18 protein-coding genes are annotated in these 18,002 nt (G+C 51.9%); 6 read left to right on the top strand and 12 right to left on the bottom strand.

Annotated features, from left to right (window positions below; all coding sequences use genetic code 11):
• Positions 1–160: 160 nt before the first annotated feature.
• The 3 genes from xylA (at position 161) to KNP60_RS03180 (ending at position 4,062) form a co-directional block, all read left to right on the top strand.
• Positions 161–1,504 (top strand): xylose isomerase, encoded by a 1,344-nt coding sequence (gene xylA, locus KNP60_RS03190; RefSeq protein WP_034778691.1) that lies wholly within the window; start codon positions 161–163, stop codon positions 1,502–1,504.
• 64 nt (positions 1,505–1,568) lie between these two features.
• Positions 1,569–3,068 (top strand): xylulokinase, encoded by a 1,500-nt coding sequence (xylB, locus tag KNP60_RS03185; RefSeq protein WP_214796911.1) that lies wholly within the window; start codon positions 1,569–1,571, stop codon positions 3,066–3,068.
• Positions 3,069–3,075: 7 nt separating this feature from the next.
• Positions 3,076–4,062, top strand: coding sequence for an aldose epimerase family protein (locus KNP60_RS03180; protein WP_214796910.1), 987 nt, complete (start codon positions 3,076–3,078; stop codon positions 4,060–4,062).
• A 35-nt stretch (positions 4,063–4,097) separates the two neighbouring features.
• On the opposite strand, the gene KNP60_RS03175 is transcribed toward KNP60_RS03180, so the two are convergent.
• Positions 4,098–5,210: an ROK family protein gene (locus tag KNP60_RS03175; protein WP_214797000.1), complete on the bottom strand. Its 1,113-nt coding sequence runs from the start codon at positions 5,208–5,210 to the stop codon at positions 4,098–4,100.
• A gap of 268 nt (positions 5,211–5,478) precedes the next feature.
• Here KNP60_RS03175 and xylE point away from each other — a divergent pair, with 268 nt between their 5' ends.
• Positions 5,479–6,894: a D-xylose transporter XylE gene (gene xylE / locus KNP60_RS03170; protein WP_214796909.1), complete on the top strand. Its 1,416-nt coding sequence runs from the start codon at positions 5,479–5,481 to the stop codon at positions 6,892–6,894.
• Between the two features lie 50 nt (positions 6,895–6,944).
• Here xylE and KNP60_RS03165 read toward each other — a convergent pair whose 3' ends face one another.
• Complete coding sequence (locus KNP60_RS03165; protein WP_200881502.1) at positions 6,945–7,274, bottom strand: winged helix-turn-helix transcriptional regulator; 330 nt, start codon at positions 7,272–7,274, stop codon at positions 6,945–6,947.
• A 256-nt stretch (positions 7,275–7,530) separates the two neighbouring features.
• Here KNP60_RS03165 and KNP60_RS03160 point away from each other — a divergent pair, with 256 nt between their 5' ends.
• Complete coding sequence (locus KNP60_RS03160) at positions 7,531–8,733, top strand: MFS transporter (RefSeq protein WP_214796908.1); 1,203 nt, start codon at positions 7,531–7,533, stop codon at positions 8,731–8,733.
• 10 nt (positions 8,734–8,743) lie between these two features.
• On the top strand, positions 8,744–9,691 hold the full coding sequence (locus KNP60_RS03155; protein WP_214796907.1) for an LLM class oxidoreductase: 948 nt from the start codon (positions 8,744–8,746) through the stop codon (positions 9,689–9,691).
• 51 nt (positions 9,692–9,742) lie between these two features.
• Here the strand turns inward: KNP60_RS03155 and KNP60_RS03150 are convergent, their stop codons facing one another.
• From KNP60_RS03150 to KNP60_RS03105, 10 genes are all read right to left on the bottom strand, one after another.
• Positions 9,743–10,588, bottom strand: coding sequence for a pentapeptide repeat-containing protein (locus KNP60_RS03150; RefSeq protein ID WP_052090152.1), 846 nt, complete (start codon positions 10,586–10,588; stop codon positions 9,743–9,745).
• Between the two features lie 84 nt (positions 10,589–10,672).
• Positions 10,673–11,926, bottom strand: a complete 1,254-nt coding sequence (locus tag KNP60_RS03145; RefSeq protein ID WP_214753941.1) for a hypothetical protein — start codon at positions 11,924–11,926, stop codon at positions 10,673–10,675.
• A 74-nt stretch (positions 11,927–12,000) separates the two neighbouring features.
• On the bottom strand, positions 12,001–12,429 hold the full coding sequence (locus KNP60_RS03140) for a CBS domain-containing protein (protein ID WP_021066516.1): 429 nt from the start codon (positions 12,427–12,429) through the stop codon (positions 12,001–12,003).
• 404 nt (positions 12,430–12,833) lie between these two features.
• The gene (locus KNP60_RS03135; RefSeq protein WP_034778702.1) at positions 12,834–13,634 is read right to left on the bottom strand and encodes an alpha/beta fold hydrolase; all 801 of its coding nucleotides are present in this window, start codon (positions 13,632–13,634) and stop codon (positions 12,834–12,836) included.
• A gap of 86 nt (positions 13,635–13,720) precedes the next feature.
• Entirely contained in the window at positions 13,721–14,833 is a 1,113-nt protein-coding gene (locus KNP60_RS03130) for a M14 family metallopeptidase (RefSeq protein WP_214753943.1), read from the bottom strand.
• 87 nt (positions 14,834–14,920) lie between these two features.
• On the bottom strand, positions 14,921–15,322 hold the full coding sequence (locus KNP60_RS03125) for a hypothetical protein (RefSeq protein WP_214753945.1): 402 nt from the start codon (positions 15,320–15,322) through the stop codon (positions 14,921–14,923).
• Positions 15,323–15,432: 110 nt separating this feature from the next.
• Positions 15,433–15,903, bottom strand: a complete 471-nt coding sequence (locus tag KNP60_RS03120; RefSeq protein ID WP_214753947.1) for a flavodoxin family protein — start codon at positions 15,901–15,903, stop codon at positions 15,433–15,435.
• Positions 15,904–15,978: 75 nt separating this feature from the next.
• Positions 15,979–16,890, bottom strand: coding sequence for an SWIM zinc finger family protein (locus tag KNP60_RS03115; RefSeq protein WP_214753949.1), 912 nt, complete (start codon positions 16,888–16,890; stop codon positions 15,979–15,981).
• On the bottom strand, positions 16,887–17,309 hold the full coding sequence (locus KNP60_RS03110; protein ID WP_214753951.1) for a hypothetical protein: 423 nt from the start codon (positions 17,307–17,309) through the stop codon (positions 16,887–16,889). Before KNP60_RS03110 ends, KNP60_RS03115 begins: the two co-directional genes overlap by 4 nt.
• Positions 17,306–17,956: an SIMPL domain-containing protein gene (locus KNP60_RS03105; RefSeq protein ID WP_214753953.1), complete on the bottom strand. Its 651-nt coding sequence runs from the start codon at positions 17,954–17,956 to the stop codon at positions 17,306–17,308. Before KNP60_RS03105 ends, KNP60_RS03110 begins: the two co-directional genes overlap by 4 nt.
• Between the last annotated feature and the right edge of the window lie 46 nt (positions 17,957–18,002).

Below are 18,002 nucleotides of genomic sequence, written 5' to 3'. Positions count from 1 at the left end.
CTTTGTACCCGAGTTGACGCCCGATTAACCTGTGAGCCAACTCACGGTGAAAAAGTTCAAAAAGATAATTCAAAAAACTTAGTTTGTTCGATAGACAAACTAAAAAGTTTGATGTATTCTATTCCTGAAAACGATTACAGAAATGAGGAGGATGAATCGCATGTCACAAACTCAAACGAAAAAGGAATACTATCAAGGTGTCGGACAAATCAAATTTGAAGGTACTTCTTCTACAAACCCATTCGCCTTCAAACACTACAACCCAGAGGAACAAATTGGTGGGAAGTCGATGGAAGAGCTGCTCCGTTTCGCCGTCTCATATTGGCATACGTTCACAGCCGATGGAACCGATCCGTTCGGCAAAGCCACGATGATCCGACCGTACGACCGCCTTTCAGGAATGGACCTCGCCAAAGCCCGTGTCGAAGCGGCGTTCGAGTTCTTTGACAAGTTGAACGTGCCTTACTTCTGCTTCCATGATTTCGATATCGCCCCCGAAGGAAGCACGCTCGCTGAGACAAACCGAAATATCGATGTCATCGTCTCGATGATGAAAGAATATATGAAAACGAGTAAGACGAAATTACTTTGGAACACAGCGAACATGTTCTCGCATCCGCGCTGGATTCACGGAGCCGCCACGGCACCGAATGCAGATGTGTACGCCTACGCAGCAGCGAAAGTGAAAAAAGGATTAGAGGTCGGGAAAGAGCTCGGGGCCGAGAACTATGTATTCTGGGGAGGTCGTGAAGGGTATGAAACGTTGCTCAACACCGACATGGGACTTGAGCTTGATAACTTGGCCCGCTTCTTCCACATGGCCGATAGCTATGCCAAAGAGATCGGCTTTGATGCCCAGTTCTTGATCGAACCGAAACCAAAAGAGCCGACGAAACACCAATACGACTTTGACGTGGCGACGGGTCTCGCCTTCTTGCAAAAATATGACTTGGCGGACCGCTTCAAATTCAACATCGAAGCCAACCATGCGACGCTCGCCGGACACACGTTCGAACATGAGCTCCGCGTCGCCCGCGTGAATGGGATGCTCGGGTCCGTCGACGCGAACCAAGGTGACCCGCTCCTCGGCTGGGATACGGATGAATTCCCGACCGACCTCTATTCAACGACGCTCGCCATGTACGAGATCTTGTTGAATGGTGGGCTCGGAAGCGGTGGGCTCAACTTCGATGCGAAAGTCCGCCGCGGTTCATTCGAACCTGAGGACTTGTTCTATGCCCACATCGCAGGCATGGACAGCTTCGCCGTCGGTGCGAAGGTCGCTCAACGCTTGATTGATGACCGTGTGTTCGAAAACGTCATCCAAGATCGCTACGCAAGCTACAATGAGGGAATCGGAAAAGACATCGTCTCCGGTCAAACCGACTTCCACAAACTTGAGGCCCATGCGTTCACGCTTACTGACATCCAAAATAAATCGGGACGTCAAGAACAGCTCCGTCACATCCTCAACCAATACTTGTTGGATGTACAACGCCCTTAATCGCGAAGCCCAGACTCCATGATGGGGTCTGGGCTTTTAAATCAAACCGGAAAGGATGAACCTAATGAAATACGTCATCGGAATCGATTTAGGGACGAGTGCGGTCAAAGCCATCCTCGTCGACAAAAACGGGCAACTTTGCGGGGAAGCGAGTCGCGCCTACCCCCTCATCCAAGAACGAGAAGGCTACAGCGAACAAGATCCGTCAGCCTGGGTCGAACAGACGGTCAACGCCTTGACCGAGCTCGTTCAACAGTTCGAAGGACGTCCTGAAGACATCGAAGGCATCAGCTTCTCGGGACAAATGCATGGGCTCGTCTTACTCGATGCGCAACATCAGTTGCTTCGCAATGCCATTCTTTGGAACGATACGCGGACGACGGCTGAATGTGAGGAGATCAAAGATCGACTCGGACCGCTACTCCTCGACCTCACTAAAAACCCTGCGCTCGAGGGTTTCACGCTCCCGAAACTACTATGGGTGAAACGGCATGAGCCTGACTTGTTCCGTCAAGCTGCCGTCTTCCTGCTCCCGAAAGACTATGTCCGCTATGCGTTGACAGGTCAACTGCACATGGATTATTCGGATGCAGCCGGAACGCTTCTCCTCGATATCGCTAAAAAGGAATGGAGCGACGAAATCTGTGAACGGGTCGGTGTGCCGAAATCCCTCTGTCCCCCACTCGTCGAGTCGTCTGATCAAATTGGGACGCTCAGCTCTTACTACGCGACGCGCACCGGCCTTTCTTCGAGCGTTAGCGTGTTCGCCGGAGGTGCGGACAATGCCTGTGGTGCCATCGGGGCCGGTATTTTGAACGATCAACAAACGATGTGTAGCATCGGCACGTCGGGTGTCGTCTTGGCCTATGAACCAACCGCCCGGCTCGATTTCAAAGGGAAAGTCCATTATTTCAATCATGCTAAGCCAGGTGCCTATTATACGATGGGTGTCACCTTGGCAGCAGGACATAGCTTATCCTGGTTCAAGGATACGTTCGCACCAGATCAATCATTCGAGACGTTGCTCGCCGAAGTGAAAGACGTACCGATCGGGGCGAACGGCCTCTTGTTCACTCCTTATCTCGTCGGTGAACGGACCCCTCATGCGGATGCCATGGTGCGAGGAAGCTTTATCGGGATGGACTCCACCCATCGCTTGGCCGATTTTTCACGGGCCGTGCTAGAAGGGATCACGTTCTCCTTAAAAGAATCCCTCGAGCTGTTCCGTGCGGAAGGAAAAGTGATCACGTCGATCGTTTCGATTGGAGGGGGCGCCAAAAACGAGGCGTGGCTGCAAATGCAGGCAGACATCTTCGACGCCACCATCATCAAGCTTTCCAACGAGCAAGGCTGTGCGCTCGGTGCCGCCATGTTGGCTGCTTACGGCTGTGGGTGGTTTGACAGTCTCGAGGCCTGCAGTGAGGCGTTCATTCAGGAAGCGAAGCGATACGAACCGATTCCAGAAAACGTCACACGCTACCACGCCTTGTTCGCACTCTATCAACAAGTCTATCCGGCCACGAAACAGCTCTCTCATGGCCTGTCCGCATTTCGGAGAAAGTGAGACGACGATGAACTATACATCCGACCATTACGGGACCGTGGACGGTATCCCCGTCTCGCGTCACCGCGTATCGACAGACTCGTTCAGCTTTTCTTGTATCGATTATGGGTGTACCATCACGGAAATTGCCGTCCCCGATCAACTGGGGAACATCGAGAACGTCGTATTAGCGCTTGATTCGCTTGAGGAATATGTCTGTCACGATTATTATCTAGGTTGCGTGGTCGGACGGGTGGCCGGAAGGATACAGAATGGTCAGTTCACACTCGACGATCAGACCGTTCACCTGCCTTTGAACGACGGTCCCAACCACCTTCACGGTGATCACTTCCATAAGGTCGTCTGGAACCCATCCATCGAACAGACGGATGATGGCGTGACCATTCGATTTGAACGGTCGTTTCCGCATGGCCATCACGGATACCCTGGGAATATTGACGTGTCGGTCGAATACACGATTACTCCCCACGCCGTGGCGATTCGCTATGAGGCGAAGACCGACGCGCCGACCGTCATGAACATGACGAATCACACATACTTCAATTTATCAGGGACGTCCATGCCGATTTCTGACCATACGCTTCAGCTTATGAGCGACTCGTTTTATGAACTAGACGAGACCCTCATTCCGCGCCGCGTGAAGTCCGTCATGACCTCCCGTGCATTCGATTTTAGAGAGGCGAAACGAATCGAAGATGGTCTAAACGATACAGATGCACAACTTGACCTCGCCGGAGGCTTTGACCACCCGTTTTGCCTGTCCCAAACGGAACGTCCTCAAATCGAGCTTCGTCATGCTTCCGGCCGCAGGCTTTCCGTCCATACGACCGAGCCGTGTGTCGTCTTCTATTCGGGCAATATGCTTCCGAACGGGCTGAGACGGACCGGCCTTTGTGTAGAGACCCAACAAGCACCGAACCTGTTGGATCCTCGTAGTGTATTACGTCCCGGCGAGACGTACGTCGCCGAGACGACGTGGACGTTTGCCCCATAACAATAGCCCGCCACCTGAAGGTGACGGGCTATTTGTCATTGCATCATTCGACGCTGTAAAAACTGCTCGATGGCAAGCGAGGCCATGCCGATCGCTGAAGCGTGGTCGCTCAATTTCGACGGGATGAGCTCGAACGAGTGGTCGGCTTGCGCATACACGCGCGATGAGATGGCCGTGCGAATCATGTTGAGGACCATCGGATGCGACTCGATGACCCGACTTTGAATGATGATCGCTTTCGGATTATAGACGTTCAGTACCGTATTCAACCCGATCCCGACGTAAAAGCACCATTTTTGTAGTTCATTCAACACCGATGCCTCATTGGCCTGTAAACTTCGTTGGAGCGTCTCGACCGTGTGCCCCGGCAAATACTTGTCCCATAGTACTTTTTCCGAGGCATACAACTCCCAACACCCGCGGTTGCCACACGTACATTTCGGCCCATTGTATTCAATCGACATATGCCCGAACTCGCCAGCGAACCCGTCCTCGCCTCGATACAGTTCCCCGTGTAAGATGATGCCCGTTCCGACACCGGTCCCGAGACTGACGAAGACCATCTCCTCATGGTCTTTCCCGGCCCCGAACCGTCGTTCTCCGTAAGCCCCCGCATTGGCCTCGTTCTCTAAATTGACGGGTACATCATAACGGTTCTCTAAATCGTGTTTCAAACTCGTCACGTCAGGACGGAGGTTCGGGACAAAAATGACTTGTTGCTCCCGATTGATGAGTCCAGGCACCGAGACGCCGATCCCAATGAGCCCGTATGGAGAGGACGGCATCTTACCAAGCAACGCATCGATGGCAGCTCTCACTTTCGGTTCCGCCTCCTGGTCCGCCTCGGCCCACTCGGTCGTCAACGACTCCACGACGTTGCCTTTTAAATCGGTCAATACCGCATTGATCGCTTTCACGCCTAAATCGACTCCGATGGTGAATCCTGCCTGCTGGTTGAACACGAGCATGACCGGGCGACGCCCCCCGCTCGAATCGCCTTGTCCGATTTCAAAGATCAGTTCTTCATTCAAGAGAACCCCGACTTGTGCGGATACTGTCGATTTGTTCAATCCCGTCACTTCTGACAGTTTTGCGCGTGAAATTGGATAACTACGAATGATTTCATTCAACAATACGGTTTTATTCATTTTTTTCACAAGCTGTTGATCAGCGGTCACATCTAATTTTGCCAATGACTTTGTCTCCCCTTTATACGAAGTGATGTCTCATCCATCGTTTAACTTTCGTTCCATTCCGTTTACTCTCAAATTCATTATACAAAAACTGAAAAAATATAGTTGAGAATTCGAGGCTCATTTTGTATGATAAGGATAGTTAGTTTATCCGTCAAACAAACTAACTTATTTTTTAACTTGATATTGTAAGCGTTACCAATTCCAAGGAGGGCAAAACGTGATGAAACAAAATCAGAACACGCTATACCTCATGACCATCACACTCGTCGCGACATTAGGTGGCCTGTTGTTCGGTTATGATACTGCTGTCATCTCAGGCGCAGAGAAATCATTGGAGAAGTATTTTATTGACGGGCTGAACTTAAGTTCGCTCGTACACGGGGCGACCACTTCCTCGGCATTGATCGGTTGTATCATCGGGGGGATCATCTCCGGTATATTCGCAAGCCGATTTGGTCGTAAAAAATCATTGATTTTCGCGGCCACTCTTTTCTTCTTGTCCGCACTGGGATCGGCTTATCCCGAAGTCCTCTTCTTTACGAAAGGCGAACCGACAATTGCCCTTCTACTTACGTTCAACTTGTATCGCATCATCGGCGGAATCGGCGTCGGACTTGCCTCGGCCATCACGCCGATGTATATCAGTGAGGTCGCTCCAGCTGCGATTCGAGGACGGCTCGTGTCGCTAAACCAATTCGCCATCATCCTCGGGATGCTCGTCGTCTACTTCGTCAACTGGTCGATCACAAGTGGGCAAACGGTCGCCTGGATCGATGACATCGGTTGGCGGTATATGTTTGCCTCTGAAGCCATTCCGGCCCTCCTTTTCGGTTCGCTCTTATTGATTGTTCCGGAAACACCACGGTATTTGGCGCTCCAAGGCGAGGAAGAAAAAGCTCTCCACATCCTCAGTCGAATCAATGGCAAAGAACGTGCCGAAGCGATCATGCAAGACATCAAATCGTCTGTCAGTCATTCTTCAGCCAAGCTGTTCACTTACGGAAAACTGGTCATCACCATCGGGATTCTACTATCGGTGTTCCAACAATTTGTCGGCATCAACGTCGCATTGTACTATGCCCCACGAATCTTTGAAAGTATGGGTGCCGCTAAAGACGCTTCCATGATGCAGACCGTCGTCATGGGGCTCGTCAACGTCGTCTTCACCATCGTCGCCATCTTGTTTGTCGATAAAGTCGGTCGAAAACCACTGCTCATCATCGGTTCGGTCGGCATGGCAATCGGGATGTTCGGTGTCGCTTCGATGGCCTACACGAATGCAATCGGAATCGGTACACTCATCTTCATCATCATCTACACAGCCTCATTCATGATGTCATGGGGACCGATTTGTTGGGTACTCATTTCGGAGATCTTCCCAAATAAAATCCGAGGGCAAGCGGTCGCGATCGCCGTCGCCGCTCAATGGACAGCCAACTACTTCATTTCATCGACCTATCCGATGATGATGGAATTTAGTGGCACGATGACATACGGATTTTACGGGGTGATGAGCGTATTGTCCGCCTTGTTCGTCTGGAAGCTCGTACCGGAGACGAAAGGCAAAACGCTCGAAGAGATGGAGACGTTATGGAGTCGCAAACAAGCTGTCTCAAAAGACGCATCCGCCTCATAACGATAAAAAGACAGCGGTTCTCTCATTGAAGAGCCGCTGTCTTTTCTGATTTAGGAAATGACATCTTCCCCGGTCTGTTCAATATGCCCTTCTCCCCAGGCACACATCGCATCCAAAATCGGTTGGAGCGACCAGCCGTAGTCGGACAGGGAATAGACGACTTTCGGTGGGACTTGTTCATACACCGTGCGAATGATGACACCGTCCGCCTCGAGCTCGCGCAACTGTTGCGTGAGCATTTTTTGCGTGATGTTCGGCATGAGCTTTTTCAACTCGCTCGTCCGACGTTCCCCTTTAATCAAATGACACATGATGACGACTTTCCACTTGCCGCCGATGACGTCGAGCGTCGCCTCGACCGGGATGTTGTATGGCATGATGGTTCCTCCTTATGGACCGGGATAGGTACTTTTCGGTGCCTATCGTACTTGAAAGTGCGTACTTCCCAATTAAATTCGATGGACTTATGATAGCAACTGTAGCTCAGTTATACAAGTTCATCTCACCAGTAACCGCTTCTTGAGACAGTAAGGATCTTTTTCGACCGTACTGGACAATAGAGAAGATGGGAGATGCTCGAGCTGCCTCGAGATGAAGGGCCCTCATCTCAACAAACATTCTTAGGAGGAATTACTCATGAATCAACCGTACACCCAGCCTGTCGACGAACAGGCACCGAAAAACGGAGGGCTGGCACTGCTCGCCCTCGCCATCAGCGCCTTCGGCATCGGGACGACCGAGTTCGTCCCGGTCGGCCTGCTCGCATCAATCGCCAGCGACTTGAATATTGGCATCACGCTCGCCGGTCTTATCATCTCCGGTTATGCCATCGGCGTCGCCGTCGGTGCGCCGATCTTGACGGCACTCACGAACCGGATGAATCGCAAGACGTTACTCATGGCACTCATGGTCGTCTTTATCGGCGGGAACTTGGTATCCGCCTTATCAACCAGTTTCGAACTGTTGATTGCCGCCCGATTTATCACCGCGTTCGCACACGGTGTCTTCTTCTCCATCGGGGCGACGATTGCCGTACAGCTCGTGCCACCGCATAAAAAAGCGAGTGCCATCGCACTCATGTTCACTGGCTTGACGGTCGCGACCGTGACCGGCGTCCCGCTCGGCACGTTCATCGGTCAAGCGTTCGGATGGCGCGCCACGTTCTTCGCCGTCGCCGCACTTGGGATCGTATCGATCATCGCCAGCTTCTTCTTGATTCCGAAAGATTTGAAACAGTCGCCACCAGCGAAGTTCTCCGATATGAAGAAATTGCTCACGAACGGCCGAATCATGCTCGGCTTCTTGATCACAGCACTCGGTTACGGCGGAACGTTCGTCGCCTTCACGTACTTGACGCCAATCATGCAGGACGTGACGAACATCAGTCCGAGCTTGATTAGTATCGTCCTACTCGTCTACGGGATCGCCGTCGCCATCGGCAACTGGGCAGGCGGAAAACTAGCCAATGAAGACCCGGCCAAGGCGTTGTTCTATATGTTCATCGTCCACGCCGCTGTCATGATCGTCATGTCGTTCATGATCCCGTTCAAAGTCGCGGGACTCATCGCCATCGTCTTGATGGGACTGCTCGCCTTCATGAACGTACCTGGCCTTCAACTATATATCGTGCAGTTGGCAGAGAAGTATGTACCGGCCGCGGTCGATGTCGCGTCGGCGCTCAACATCGCCGCCTTCAATATCGGTATCGCGCTCGGTGCGACCATCGGTGGGATTGTCGCGGACTCGATCGGTCTCGTGCATACGCCTTGGGTCGGTGGCATCATGGTCATCATCGCTGTCATCTTGACCGCCGTCTCACGTCGTTTGGAAGCGAACTAAGGAGGACACCATGTTCAACAATCATGTCAGCTACAATCGGATGTATCGGGAGGGCGAGCTCACGCTCGGCCTCCACATCCCGTTAGAAAATTTCAAGATGCGCACCCCGACGCTCGAACGTCAAGTCGAGCTCGCCCAACGAGCAGACGACTATGGCTTCACGGCGCTCTGGCTCCGAGATGTCTTGCTGAAAGACCCGAACTTCCTAGACCCGGCCGTCGGACAGATTTACGACATGCTCATCTATGGGACACACTTGCTCGGTCAGACGAAACGCATCGCCCTCGGCACGTCCGCCCTCGTTTTGCCGCTCCGGCACCCGCTCCGTTCGGCGAAAGAAGTCGCGACGATTGAAGCGTTGTTCCCAGAACGTTTGATTCTCGGCATCTCGTCCGGTGACCGTCGAGCCGACTTCAAAGGACTCGGGGTCGACCCTGCGACACGGGGCGAGCAGTTCAAAGAGTCGCTCCGTGTCATGGAGCAGGCGCTCTACCACAACTATCCGACCATCGATTCGTCGTACGGTGAGGTCCATGAGGCGACGCTCGTGCCCCGTCCGAAAACACGCATTCCGACGATGATCACCGGTTTCGCGCAGCAGGACATGGACTGGCTCGGGCAACACGGGGACGGGTGGATGTATTATCCGCAGGCCCCATTCGCCCAACAGCAAGTTCTGAGCGATTGGCGCGAGTCAGGTCAGACGCATGGAAAAGGGTTCCGCCCGTTCTCGATGCCGATGCATCTCGATTTGGCGCATGACGCGGACGAGCTTCCGACTCCAATCCGGCTCGGCTTCCGTGTCGGTCGCAATCAATTGATCAAACTGCTCGAGGCGTATCGGGCCATCGGCGTCAATCATCTGTTCTTCGCCTTGTTCGACGGGCAACGTCCGGCCGACGAGGTCATCGAGGAGCTCGGGGAATATGTGCTCCCCCATTTCCCGCCGCTTTCGTAAACTCCAGGTATTCAAAAAGACGACCTCCCCCCGTGGAAGTCGTCTCTTGCGTTACAGCCAGTGGCTCGGTCGCGTGTAAACGGGCGCCAATTTCGTATGCCGGTCCCCGTTCATCGCGTTCACTTGCATCTGTGTCAAAAACAGACTGTCGGTCAACGTTGCTCCTCGCACATCCAAATCTCGTACGTCGGCCCCCATGAAATCGACATAGGACAGGTCTTGCCCACGTAAGTTAGCACCAATCAACAAGGCGCCTCGATAACACGTCCCTCTCACGTCATGCTGACTCACGTTTCGACCAATCAAATCGGCCCGGTCTTGCTCGTGGCGTGACGTCAACGTCAGGCCGTTATGTTTCAACCCTTCCGCTCGAATGTGCCGACTGAGTCGGACAAACAATGGGCGGGCCCGTTGTCGGAATGCCATCAGTGCCGTACCGCTCAACTGTTCAGGCGGTAACTCACGGAAAGCCAGTAGCTCTTCCAATAACGTCTCGAGTAATCGTGCATCGCGCTTTGGGATTACTCGGCTCAGGATGTCGCTTATGTAGAACAACAGCTCATGGACTTGACTCATGATGGGTAGCACCGTGAACATACGCGTATCGTCGACATCCGCCTCCCGCCAGCTTCGTCCGTGAAACGTCACTTGTGACACGAACTGCCCGGCCCCGAGACAGTCGTACACCGTACATCCTTTGAAGCCCCGCTCGCGCAGTTCGGAATGGATGTTGCAGGCATACGAATCTGCCAAATGGACGCACGGCTGTCCTGCGGGTTTATCAATCGGGAAATCCTCAGATTTCAAGTAGTGGAACGCCACACAACAGAGACCGAAACAATTCGCACAATCCGGTTTGAGCGATTCACGCAGCATATGTAAATCGGGCATCGCCATTCATTGTCACTCCTTCCTTGTATGTCTTGACTCTATACGTAAAAGTATAAGGAATGTCCCTATTTTTCCATAGCCTTTATTCAATCAATTAGCGTTGCCTTCATCCTTTTCCCCATAAAGCAGTTGCTCCCTCGTTCGCCTTTTCTGCTCTGCCTCGGATATTTCTTTGTAAAGAGCAATCACGGCATCGAACGAGCTTTCGACGTCGATTCGTTGTTCCAACAGTTGATCAACATAAAATCCGTGACGCAAATCTTCGAGATAGAGTTCCGTTGCTTGATCGAACATCATCTCAAACTGCTCTTTTGCGTCTCGAATCTCGTCATAGGGTTCCTTATCCGTTAAAAGTTGCTGGTCGAAAGGGTCTGTTGAATGAATGAGCTCGTCCCACGCTTCCGGTGACAGTCTGGCTTTCCAATAATCATAGCCCGATTCAAAGCGTTGCAATGGTTGACCGGACGGAAACGACTTTTCGGCATACGCTTCGTACAGCTTAAGCCAATGCTCGAAAAACCACTTGATGATCGCCATGTCCCAATCCATAAACATCTCTGATTTGTCATGTTCGACATATTGGACCCTTCCGCCTTGATACTTCACCTCGAAACGAATCGTCCCTTGAATGGACTCGTCGCGATAAAACATGTCATCGCGATACTCGATGTCATCTAAATCGAGGTCTGCCGGTTTCTCATACGCTTCGAGTGCACTCGCAAGCGATTGGACCGCTCCTGTCGTCAAATCGGTGAACGTCACTTCAATCCGCTCGATAGTTCGGGGTGTCTCGATGATTCCTTCGTTGTAACAGACGGCCAACACGAGCGGTCGTAGGCTGTCCGTCGAATCGGGAATGACAATCCATTTCTGCAGCAGCGGGTCATGGTAATATCCCTCTTTGATTAACGCTTCTGTGTTGTGGGCATCATTTTCAATAATTGAATACAACAGAACGTCAAGTGGTTGAACTTCACCGTAAGGGATGATCCCATAGAAGTTCTCTTCTATCTCGTCACCTGTCCGGAAGTCTCGACCACTGCGCCACTCCACGACAAAACGCCATCGTTCGATGAGCCACCATACCCACTCACCGCCGCTCATACCGGTTTGCCATTCATTCCGTTCATGGGCGACCCACTCGTCTTTATCGTACAAGACGGACTGAGAAGTCCCATCTTGGTAGCGGACCTGATAGGTGAAGATGCCATGTAACGTGTCTCGGTGAAGCAAAGAATAGGCGGATTCATTCAAAAACAACATAAAGTCGATGAAGTTCACCGTTTCCTCAGACCCTGCCTCTTGAAACCATAGCTCAATCGATTCAATGACTTGTGCTTCCATCTATAGCTCGCCTCCCCGTTGCTTGTACTCACACATACAAAAACCAACCCGCTTTCACAGGTTGGTCCATTCGTTCAGTTCACTTTATTCTCGAGCTGTTGCAACTTCGTCGAGTAATACTCGATGATGTCGCGGCGCCGGATGATGCCGATGAAATACTTCCCGTCATCGACGACCGGCACGAAGTTTTGATCGGTGATCGCATCGACGAGCTCCTCGATTTGCGCCGTGATGGCGACCGGCTTATACCGTACGCGTTGCTTGATGTCTTTCAGGCGTGTCCGGAGCACTTTTTCGTAGTCTTCTTCCCCGCGAAGCTGTTCGGCGAGTGCCCAGAGCAAATCTCCTTCCGTCATCGTGCCGGCGTAAAAGCCGTTCTCGGATACGAGCGGCACCGAGGTGAAGCGATGATGTTTCATCTTCTCGAGCGCTTGACGCACCGTCGATTCCGGGTCTAAATATTTGACGTCTTCTTTCGGATATAAAAAGAAAGCGATATTCATGTACAATCTCTCCTCAATCTAAAAATCCACCTCTCCATTGTACCATGTATTAAGGTCTAGTCAGCACAAATTGACCATCTAAATGTCATCCGTTCTAGCAAAAGGAGGCTTATTTCTTTTTTCTTGTGAAGCGTTTCCAGACGAGCTATTCGAATTGTGTGAGAACACAAAAACAGGCACGGTCCCGAGCGGCTTTTCCATAGCCATCCTTGACCGTGTGACGAACACCAACGACTCTATGTCAAAACCTCGACATACAGCAAACTTGTTCAATCTCAACTCGAATAAAGTGCTTCATTTTAGCTATACCCGTGTACAAGTCGTTCTAGCCTCAAAATCCGTAACAAACATGCTACAGATGGCCATCAAAAAAAGCCTAGGAACGTCCTAGGCTTGTCACACACTCAAATAAATTCGAGCAACGTCTTGTTGAACTTGTCCATCTCGTCGAGGACGGTACCGTGACCGCTCTCCTCGAATCGCTCGATCCGGGCGTTCGGGATCCCTTTTTCCATCTCGAGCGCGAACTCGAACGGACAAATCTTGTCATGGACGCCATGGATGATAAGCGTCTCGACATTGACTTTCGGCAAGTCCTCGCGCAAATCCTCATCACGGAGCGCTTTCGCCGAAGCAATCGTCCCGTGGCTCGACGCGACGAGCGACAGATGATGGAACCAGTTTTGCATCGGTTTCGAATGTTCTTTCTCGAAGAAAATCTCACCGAACCCTTCGAGCATCTTCGGACGGTCTTTCAGCGTATCCTCAATCAACGCGTCGACCTCGGCTTGCGTCATCCCGTACGGATAGTCTGGACGTTGCGTGAACACTGGTGCCGCTGCGCCTGAGAGGACGAGTTTCTTCAACCCGTCATCCGGGAAATCGACGGCGTAACGGATGGCGATGGCCCCGCCCATCGAGAAGCCGACGAGCGTGAAATCTTTGATGCCAAGCCCGTCAACGACCATGTGCACGTCCGACGCCATCGTCGCATAGTCATAACCTGTCGCCGGTGCATCGGACTTGCCGTAGCCACGATAGTCGATCCCGACGTAGCGATAGCCTGCTTCGAGCAATGCATTCTTTTGATACTCGAACATGTTGTTGTTTGCCGGCCAGCCGTGCAAGAAGACGACGGCATCGCCTGTCCCGACGTCTTCCACGTAAATACTCGTTCCGTCATGTGCGGTAATATAATTCCCCATTGGTCAAAACCCCCAGTTGGATTGTTGAGCGGCATGCTTGTTTGCCCACAACCCAACTTTTCCCGTTTGACCGATGTGGAAACCTATCAACTGTCGCGCCAGAGCGATTCGCCTTTCAAGACATGCTCAATCGCCGCCGCTCCTTCGCGTAATACGGACGTCCGCCACGACTCGTCTTCCGGATAAAACATCGCCATGAACTCTTTTCGAATGCCGTTGCGGGCTTCCGGGTCTTTCGTCCCTTCAAAGTAGAGCCGGTTCTCGAGGATGATCGTCAAGAACTCGCGAATCGTCGCTTTCGTCGACGTCCCGAATGTCCCGAACTCGAACAACGCCGAGACGAGTTGTTTTTCCGGGTGATGTGTGTCGCGCACATAGTAGAAGTGGTTCGTCGAGTCCCCGAGGACGTCGGTCGGGTCATACGTCTGGATGTTCTTCAACCCGTAAGTCCGTTTCAACTCGTCGACGTCACGCCCGTCGCGCTCACTGATGACCATCGTCACTTCGTTCGTCGGACCGAGCGCCGTATGCCAATCCATGTGGACGACGCGGTCATAGCGATCAAGCAGGTCATGTTGAATCTCCTTCAAAAAGATGGCGGACGGCTCATCCGACTCACCGCCATAATAGACGCCTTTCGGGAACTGATATTGTCCCATCCCTTTCGCCTCGGTCATCGCCTCGAAGCCGTCGAGCTTGATACCAGAACCGAGGAACGAGTAAATATGTTCGCGCGATTCATGGTAGTCATCGATGACGCCGTCCGGGACGAACAAGTGCCGCATAACTTCATACTCTTTATTGACGTTACGCGGGAGTGATTCCCGGTCGATGACGTAGTTGCGGTTCAAGTCAACGTTATGTTCATTGACGCGGCGGAAGTGCTTCATCCCCCACGGATTGACCGCATGGATGAGACAGATCCCTGTCGACTCGTGCCGAAGGTTTTCGAGTTGCGTCTCGATGAACTGGTGTGTCACCGCGGCCCCGGCGTATCCTTCGATGCCGTGCTCCCCGATTGTCATGAGAAGCACCGCTTCGCGTGATCCCGCAGGTTCACCGATGATGACATCAATCGTGTCCTCCCCGATCGAGTGGGACATCACGCGGGCCGTCGGATAATAGGGTTTGATGCGGTCGAGCAGGGCGAGAAACTTCTCGCGCGACTCTTCGTATGACGATGAAAAATACTGACTCATAGCGACTCCCTCCATTCTAATCTTCTGTATCCCATTCCCATTCCACGCCAGACTAAAAACGCCTCCCTAAGGAGACGTTTTCTAAATTTAGTGGGCCCCGGCTTTCGTTCCACGGTTTTGACGCCGGAACTCGAACAAGTAGACGAGCGGAGCGAGCAGAACGGCGCCGAACACCCAATACGCGCCCGGGCTCACAAACAACATCTCGAACGCCCGGAAAAACCAGGCGACGAGCGAGAAGCCGACGACGAGTTCGGCCGTCCAAATGACACTACGACGAACAGCAAGCGTAAGCGTGTTCGTTTTTTGGAAGAGGGCCGCGAGAAAGGCGATCAAAAAGGCCGGGAAGCTACTGAGCCAAAGCATCCGGTTCATCGTGGACTCGGCAAAATACGTGTTGCCGAGTGATACCGTGATCACATAATGCGCAACGAGCACCAATAAGACGACAATCCAACCCATGAGGACGTCACGTTCCCATTTTTTCATCATTCTCCCTCCGTTCCACACAATAGAGCTACCCTTATATTTACCCGTTTTGCGAACGCTTCGGACAATTCTGCGTCAAAAAAGACGCGTCCCGTAAGGAACACGTCAGATTATTTGTCCATCAAGTGACGGGCCCATTCGGTCGCCCGCTCGAGCTCTCCGTCTTTAAGTGGTCCTTCTTTATCAAGGACGATGAACGATTCTTTCAGCACCGGCTCCGCTCCTTTTTCGAGCAATAACTGCTCCATCCGGGTCGAGGCGTGACCGAACCATTTGACGATTTTCCCGACGAAAAAGCCTTGATCTTCTTCGGCCATACTCGTATCGAAGGCTGCAGCTCGCGTACCACGCAGTGCATGGTCCGATAAGCCGTCGAGAAACGTCTTCACATCCTCGGTTTCGCGCCCTCCGTGAGTCGGCGAACCAACGATGAACAAATCAAGGTTGGCGAGGTCGCCGTATCCGACGTGGCTGATCTGCATGATGTCGACGCGGTGTAAGTCGCTGAATCCGTCCTTGATGGCATATGCGACTTTTTCGGTACACCCGTACATCGAGTCAAAGATGATGAGGATTTTCATGTTTGTCCCTTCTCTCTCCAAGACTGGGTAACCCCTACATGAATCTGTTCCCCATTTCCATACTTGATTATCAACTTACCAACTTTCTTCTGTTAACACTTTCGTGAACTCGTCCAGGTGCTCCAAATCACTAGCCTCGGCGTGCGTGCTTCTAAACCGATTGATTTGGTCGATGAGAAACGTCTTATCTCCTTCATAGATGGGGACAATCACTTTCAACAATTGAACATGAACGTCATTGTAAACGGCTAGATGCAGTTCATGCCACATCAAAATGAAACGTTGAAAAACCATGTCTCGTTCCGCCTCTGGGATTTCCTCAATGGCTGACACCATCAAATCAGTGACTTCGTCCCGCACAGCGAACAACAAGTGAAGAAATATATCACATCTCATGATTGTCGGAGTGACTGTATCAAGAAATGAAATACTATTGAATAAGCGTGATACAGGATTTTCATCTGACTGAATCACATCTATTTTACGAAACAGATAACGTTTCAAGGTCTTCATTTCTTGTTGATTAATCGTGCCGTTTGAAAACTTTTCGGCAATTTCTCGCTCACAGACTTGAACGAATGTTTCTGGGTTGCTTGATGGCGGTCCGAGGTCGTGTGCCAAACGATGGTGAATATCCGGGTCATGCGCTAGCTTTATCATCACATCGATGAGGTCGGCTTTCTTCAGCTTACCGAGTTCTTTTGCTAAATCAAATGGTGCCCCCGGTGTAAGCCGATCGCGTAACCAATAATAAACTGCGACTTCATGTTTACACGTTCCTTGATTATAGGGGCAATCGCATGACGATTGAATCATCCACTCGTTCGCACATGTAACCCCCACTCGATAAACGCTACTGCCATATACATCAAACCAGTACGTATTTCGAGTTTGTGACACTAATTTGAGGTTCCCACTCATATAATAACCGTAGCCACGGTCCTCGATTCGCCGTGATACATATCTTTCAAACTCAAATAAATTCATCTTGTCCCCCTAAATCGATACATAACAAAAAATACGAGGCCGAGTCCGACGAATCCATATGCCACCTTATCCAAATGGTCACGCATGCTGAACGGGGCGTCATGCCGATATTCGGCCCGCTTCCACCCAGACCCATCCTCGACCGCGAGCACGTCCTCCGTCGCTTCCCCGTTCACTTTTCGATAGGTCGTCCCGACCGGATACATGTTCGAGGCGTCCCCATAATAGCTGCCATCCATATCGTCGGCCATCGTCTTGACCTCGCCGACGACTTCTCCCAAGTCAGCCTCCAATACCGCGACGTCCATCACTTCATACACCCGTCCATCCAACACGACGAACGCATACGCCCAAGATAAGGCTTGGGCTGACATTGAAACCGATAGGAACAGCAGCACCAATCCGATGATACGCCTCATCGAATCGCCCACACGAACGTCGCCGAGTCACTCAAGTCAATCTCATCCGGCTCGAGTTCTGGCATTGCCGCCTCCGAGAAGAGAACCTCGTCATGGAGCGTGAGACGCGTCGGCGAATAAAGATGAAGCTCGCCCCACGTGTAATCGATTTGAAGCAAGTCACCGAGCGTCGCCCCGGCCCCTTTCGCCAACAGTTCGGCCCGATGACGCGCGTTCGCCGCCGCGCTCGCGAGCAGTTCGTCTTGGATTGTGTCCGCATCCTTGATCGTAAACGAGATGGACAGCTTCGGCTCGGCTAGCGAGTTGCTGACATGTTCGATGACCGCTGACAATTGTTTCGTATCGAGCGAAAATTCGAGTTTCGTCTTCTGCTGACAGACGTAACCCCGGAAACGAGACTTGTAGTTACCTTGTTTGTCGCGGTAGCTCTCATAGTCGGTGTCAATCGAGAAGTCGGTCGTCTTTAAATCCGTTTTCGCGAAGCCAGCCTGCTCAATCGCTTTTTGCAGACGTGTGACGGCGAGTGCCGCCCCGTTCATCGTCTCCTCATAGCGGACGGCTCTTGACGACAAATCCATTCTCACGACAATCAAATCAGGCTTGGCCGATACTTTCCCTGTGCCTTTGACAGTGATGGTGCGGTCCATATGATTTCCTCCTTCATTGTTGGCGATTTAAAAACGGCACACTGCT

Source organism: Exiguobacterium sp. s5, assembly GCF_018618075.1.
Classification (GTDB): Bacteria; Bacillota; Bacilli; order Exiguobacteriales; family Exiguobacteriaceae; genus Exiguobacterium; species Exiguobacterium mexicanum_A.
The sequence above is the reverse complement of the archived record's forward strand: the minus strand, read 5'-3'. Positions and strand labels throughout refer to the sequence as shown.

Bases quoted from the DNA above. Each gene is read 5' to 3' on its own strand.
- xylA (WP_034778691.1), top strand. From the start codon at position 161: ATGTCACAAACTCAAACGAAAAAGGAATACTATCAAGGTGTCGGACAA.
- xylB (WP_214796911.1), top strand. From the start codon at position 1,569: ATGAAATACGTCATCGGAATCGATTTAGGGACGAGTGCGGTCAAAGCC.
- KNP60_RS03180 (WP_214796910.1), top strand. From the start codon at position 3,076: ATGAACTATACATCCGACCATTACGGGACCGTGGACGGTATCCCCGTC.
- KNP60_RS03175 (WP_214797000.1), bottom strand. From the start codon at position 5,210: ATGAATAAAACCGTATTGTTGAATGAAATCATTCGTAGTTATCCAATT.
- xylE (WP_214796909.1), top strand. From the start codon at position 5,479: ATGAAACAAAATCAGAACACGCTATACCTCATGACCATCACACTCGTC.
- KNP60_RS03160 (WP_214796908.1), top strand. From the start codon at position 7,531: ATGAATCAACCGTACACCCAGCCTGTCGACGAACAGGCACCGAAAAAC.
- KNP60_RS03155 (WP_214796907.1), top strand. From the start codon at position 8,744: ATGTTCAACAATCATGTCAGCTACAATCGGATGTATCGGGAGGGCGAG.
- KNP60_RS03150 (WP_052090152.1), bottom strand. From the start codon at position 10,588: ATGGCGATGCCCGATTTACATATGCTGCGTGAATCGCTCAAACCGGAT.
- KNP60_RS03145 (WP_214753941.1), bottom strand. From the start codon at position 11,926: ATGGAAGCACAAGTCATTGAATCGATTGAGCTATGGTTTCAAGAGGCA.
- KNP60_RS03140 (WP_021066516.1), bottom strand. From the start codon at position 12,429: ATGAATATCGCTTTCTTTTTATATCCGAAAGAAGACGTCAAATATTTA.
- KNP60_RS03135 (WP_034778702.1), bottom strand. From the start codon at position 13,634: ATGGGGAATTATATTACCGCACATGACGGAACGAGTATTTACGTGGAA.
- KNP60_RS03130 (WP_214753943.1), bottom strand. From the start codon at position 14,833: ATGAGTCAGTATTTTTCATCGTCATACGAAGAGTCGCGCGAGAAGTTT.
- KNP60_RS03125 (WP_214753945.1), bottom strand. From the start codon at position 15,322: ATGAAAAAATGGGAACGTGACGTCCTCATGGGTTGGATTGTCGTCTTA.
- KNP60_RS03120 (WP_214753947.1), bottom strand. From the start codon at position 15,903: ATGAAAATCCTCATCATCTTTGACTCGATGTACGGGTGTACCGAAAAA.
- KNP60_RS03115 (WP_214753949.1), bottom strand. From the start codon at position 16,890: ATGAATTTATTTGAGTTTGAAAGATATGTATCACGGCGAATCGAGGAC.
- KNP60_RS03110 (WP_214753951.1), bottom strand. From the start codon at position 17,309: ATGAGGCGTATCATCGGATTGGTGCTGCTGTTCCTATCGGTTTCAATG.
- KNP60_RS03105 (WP_214753953.1), bottom strand. From the start codon at position 17,956: ATGGACCGCACCATCACTGTCAAAGGCACAGGGAAAGTATCGGCCAAG.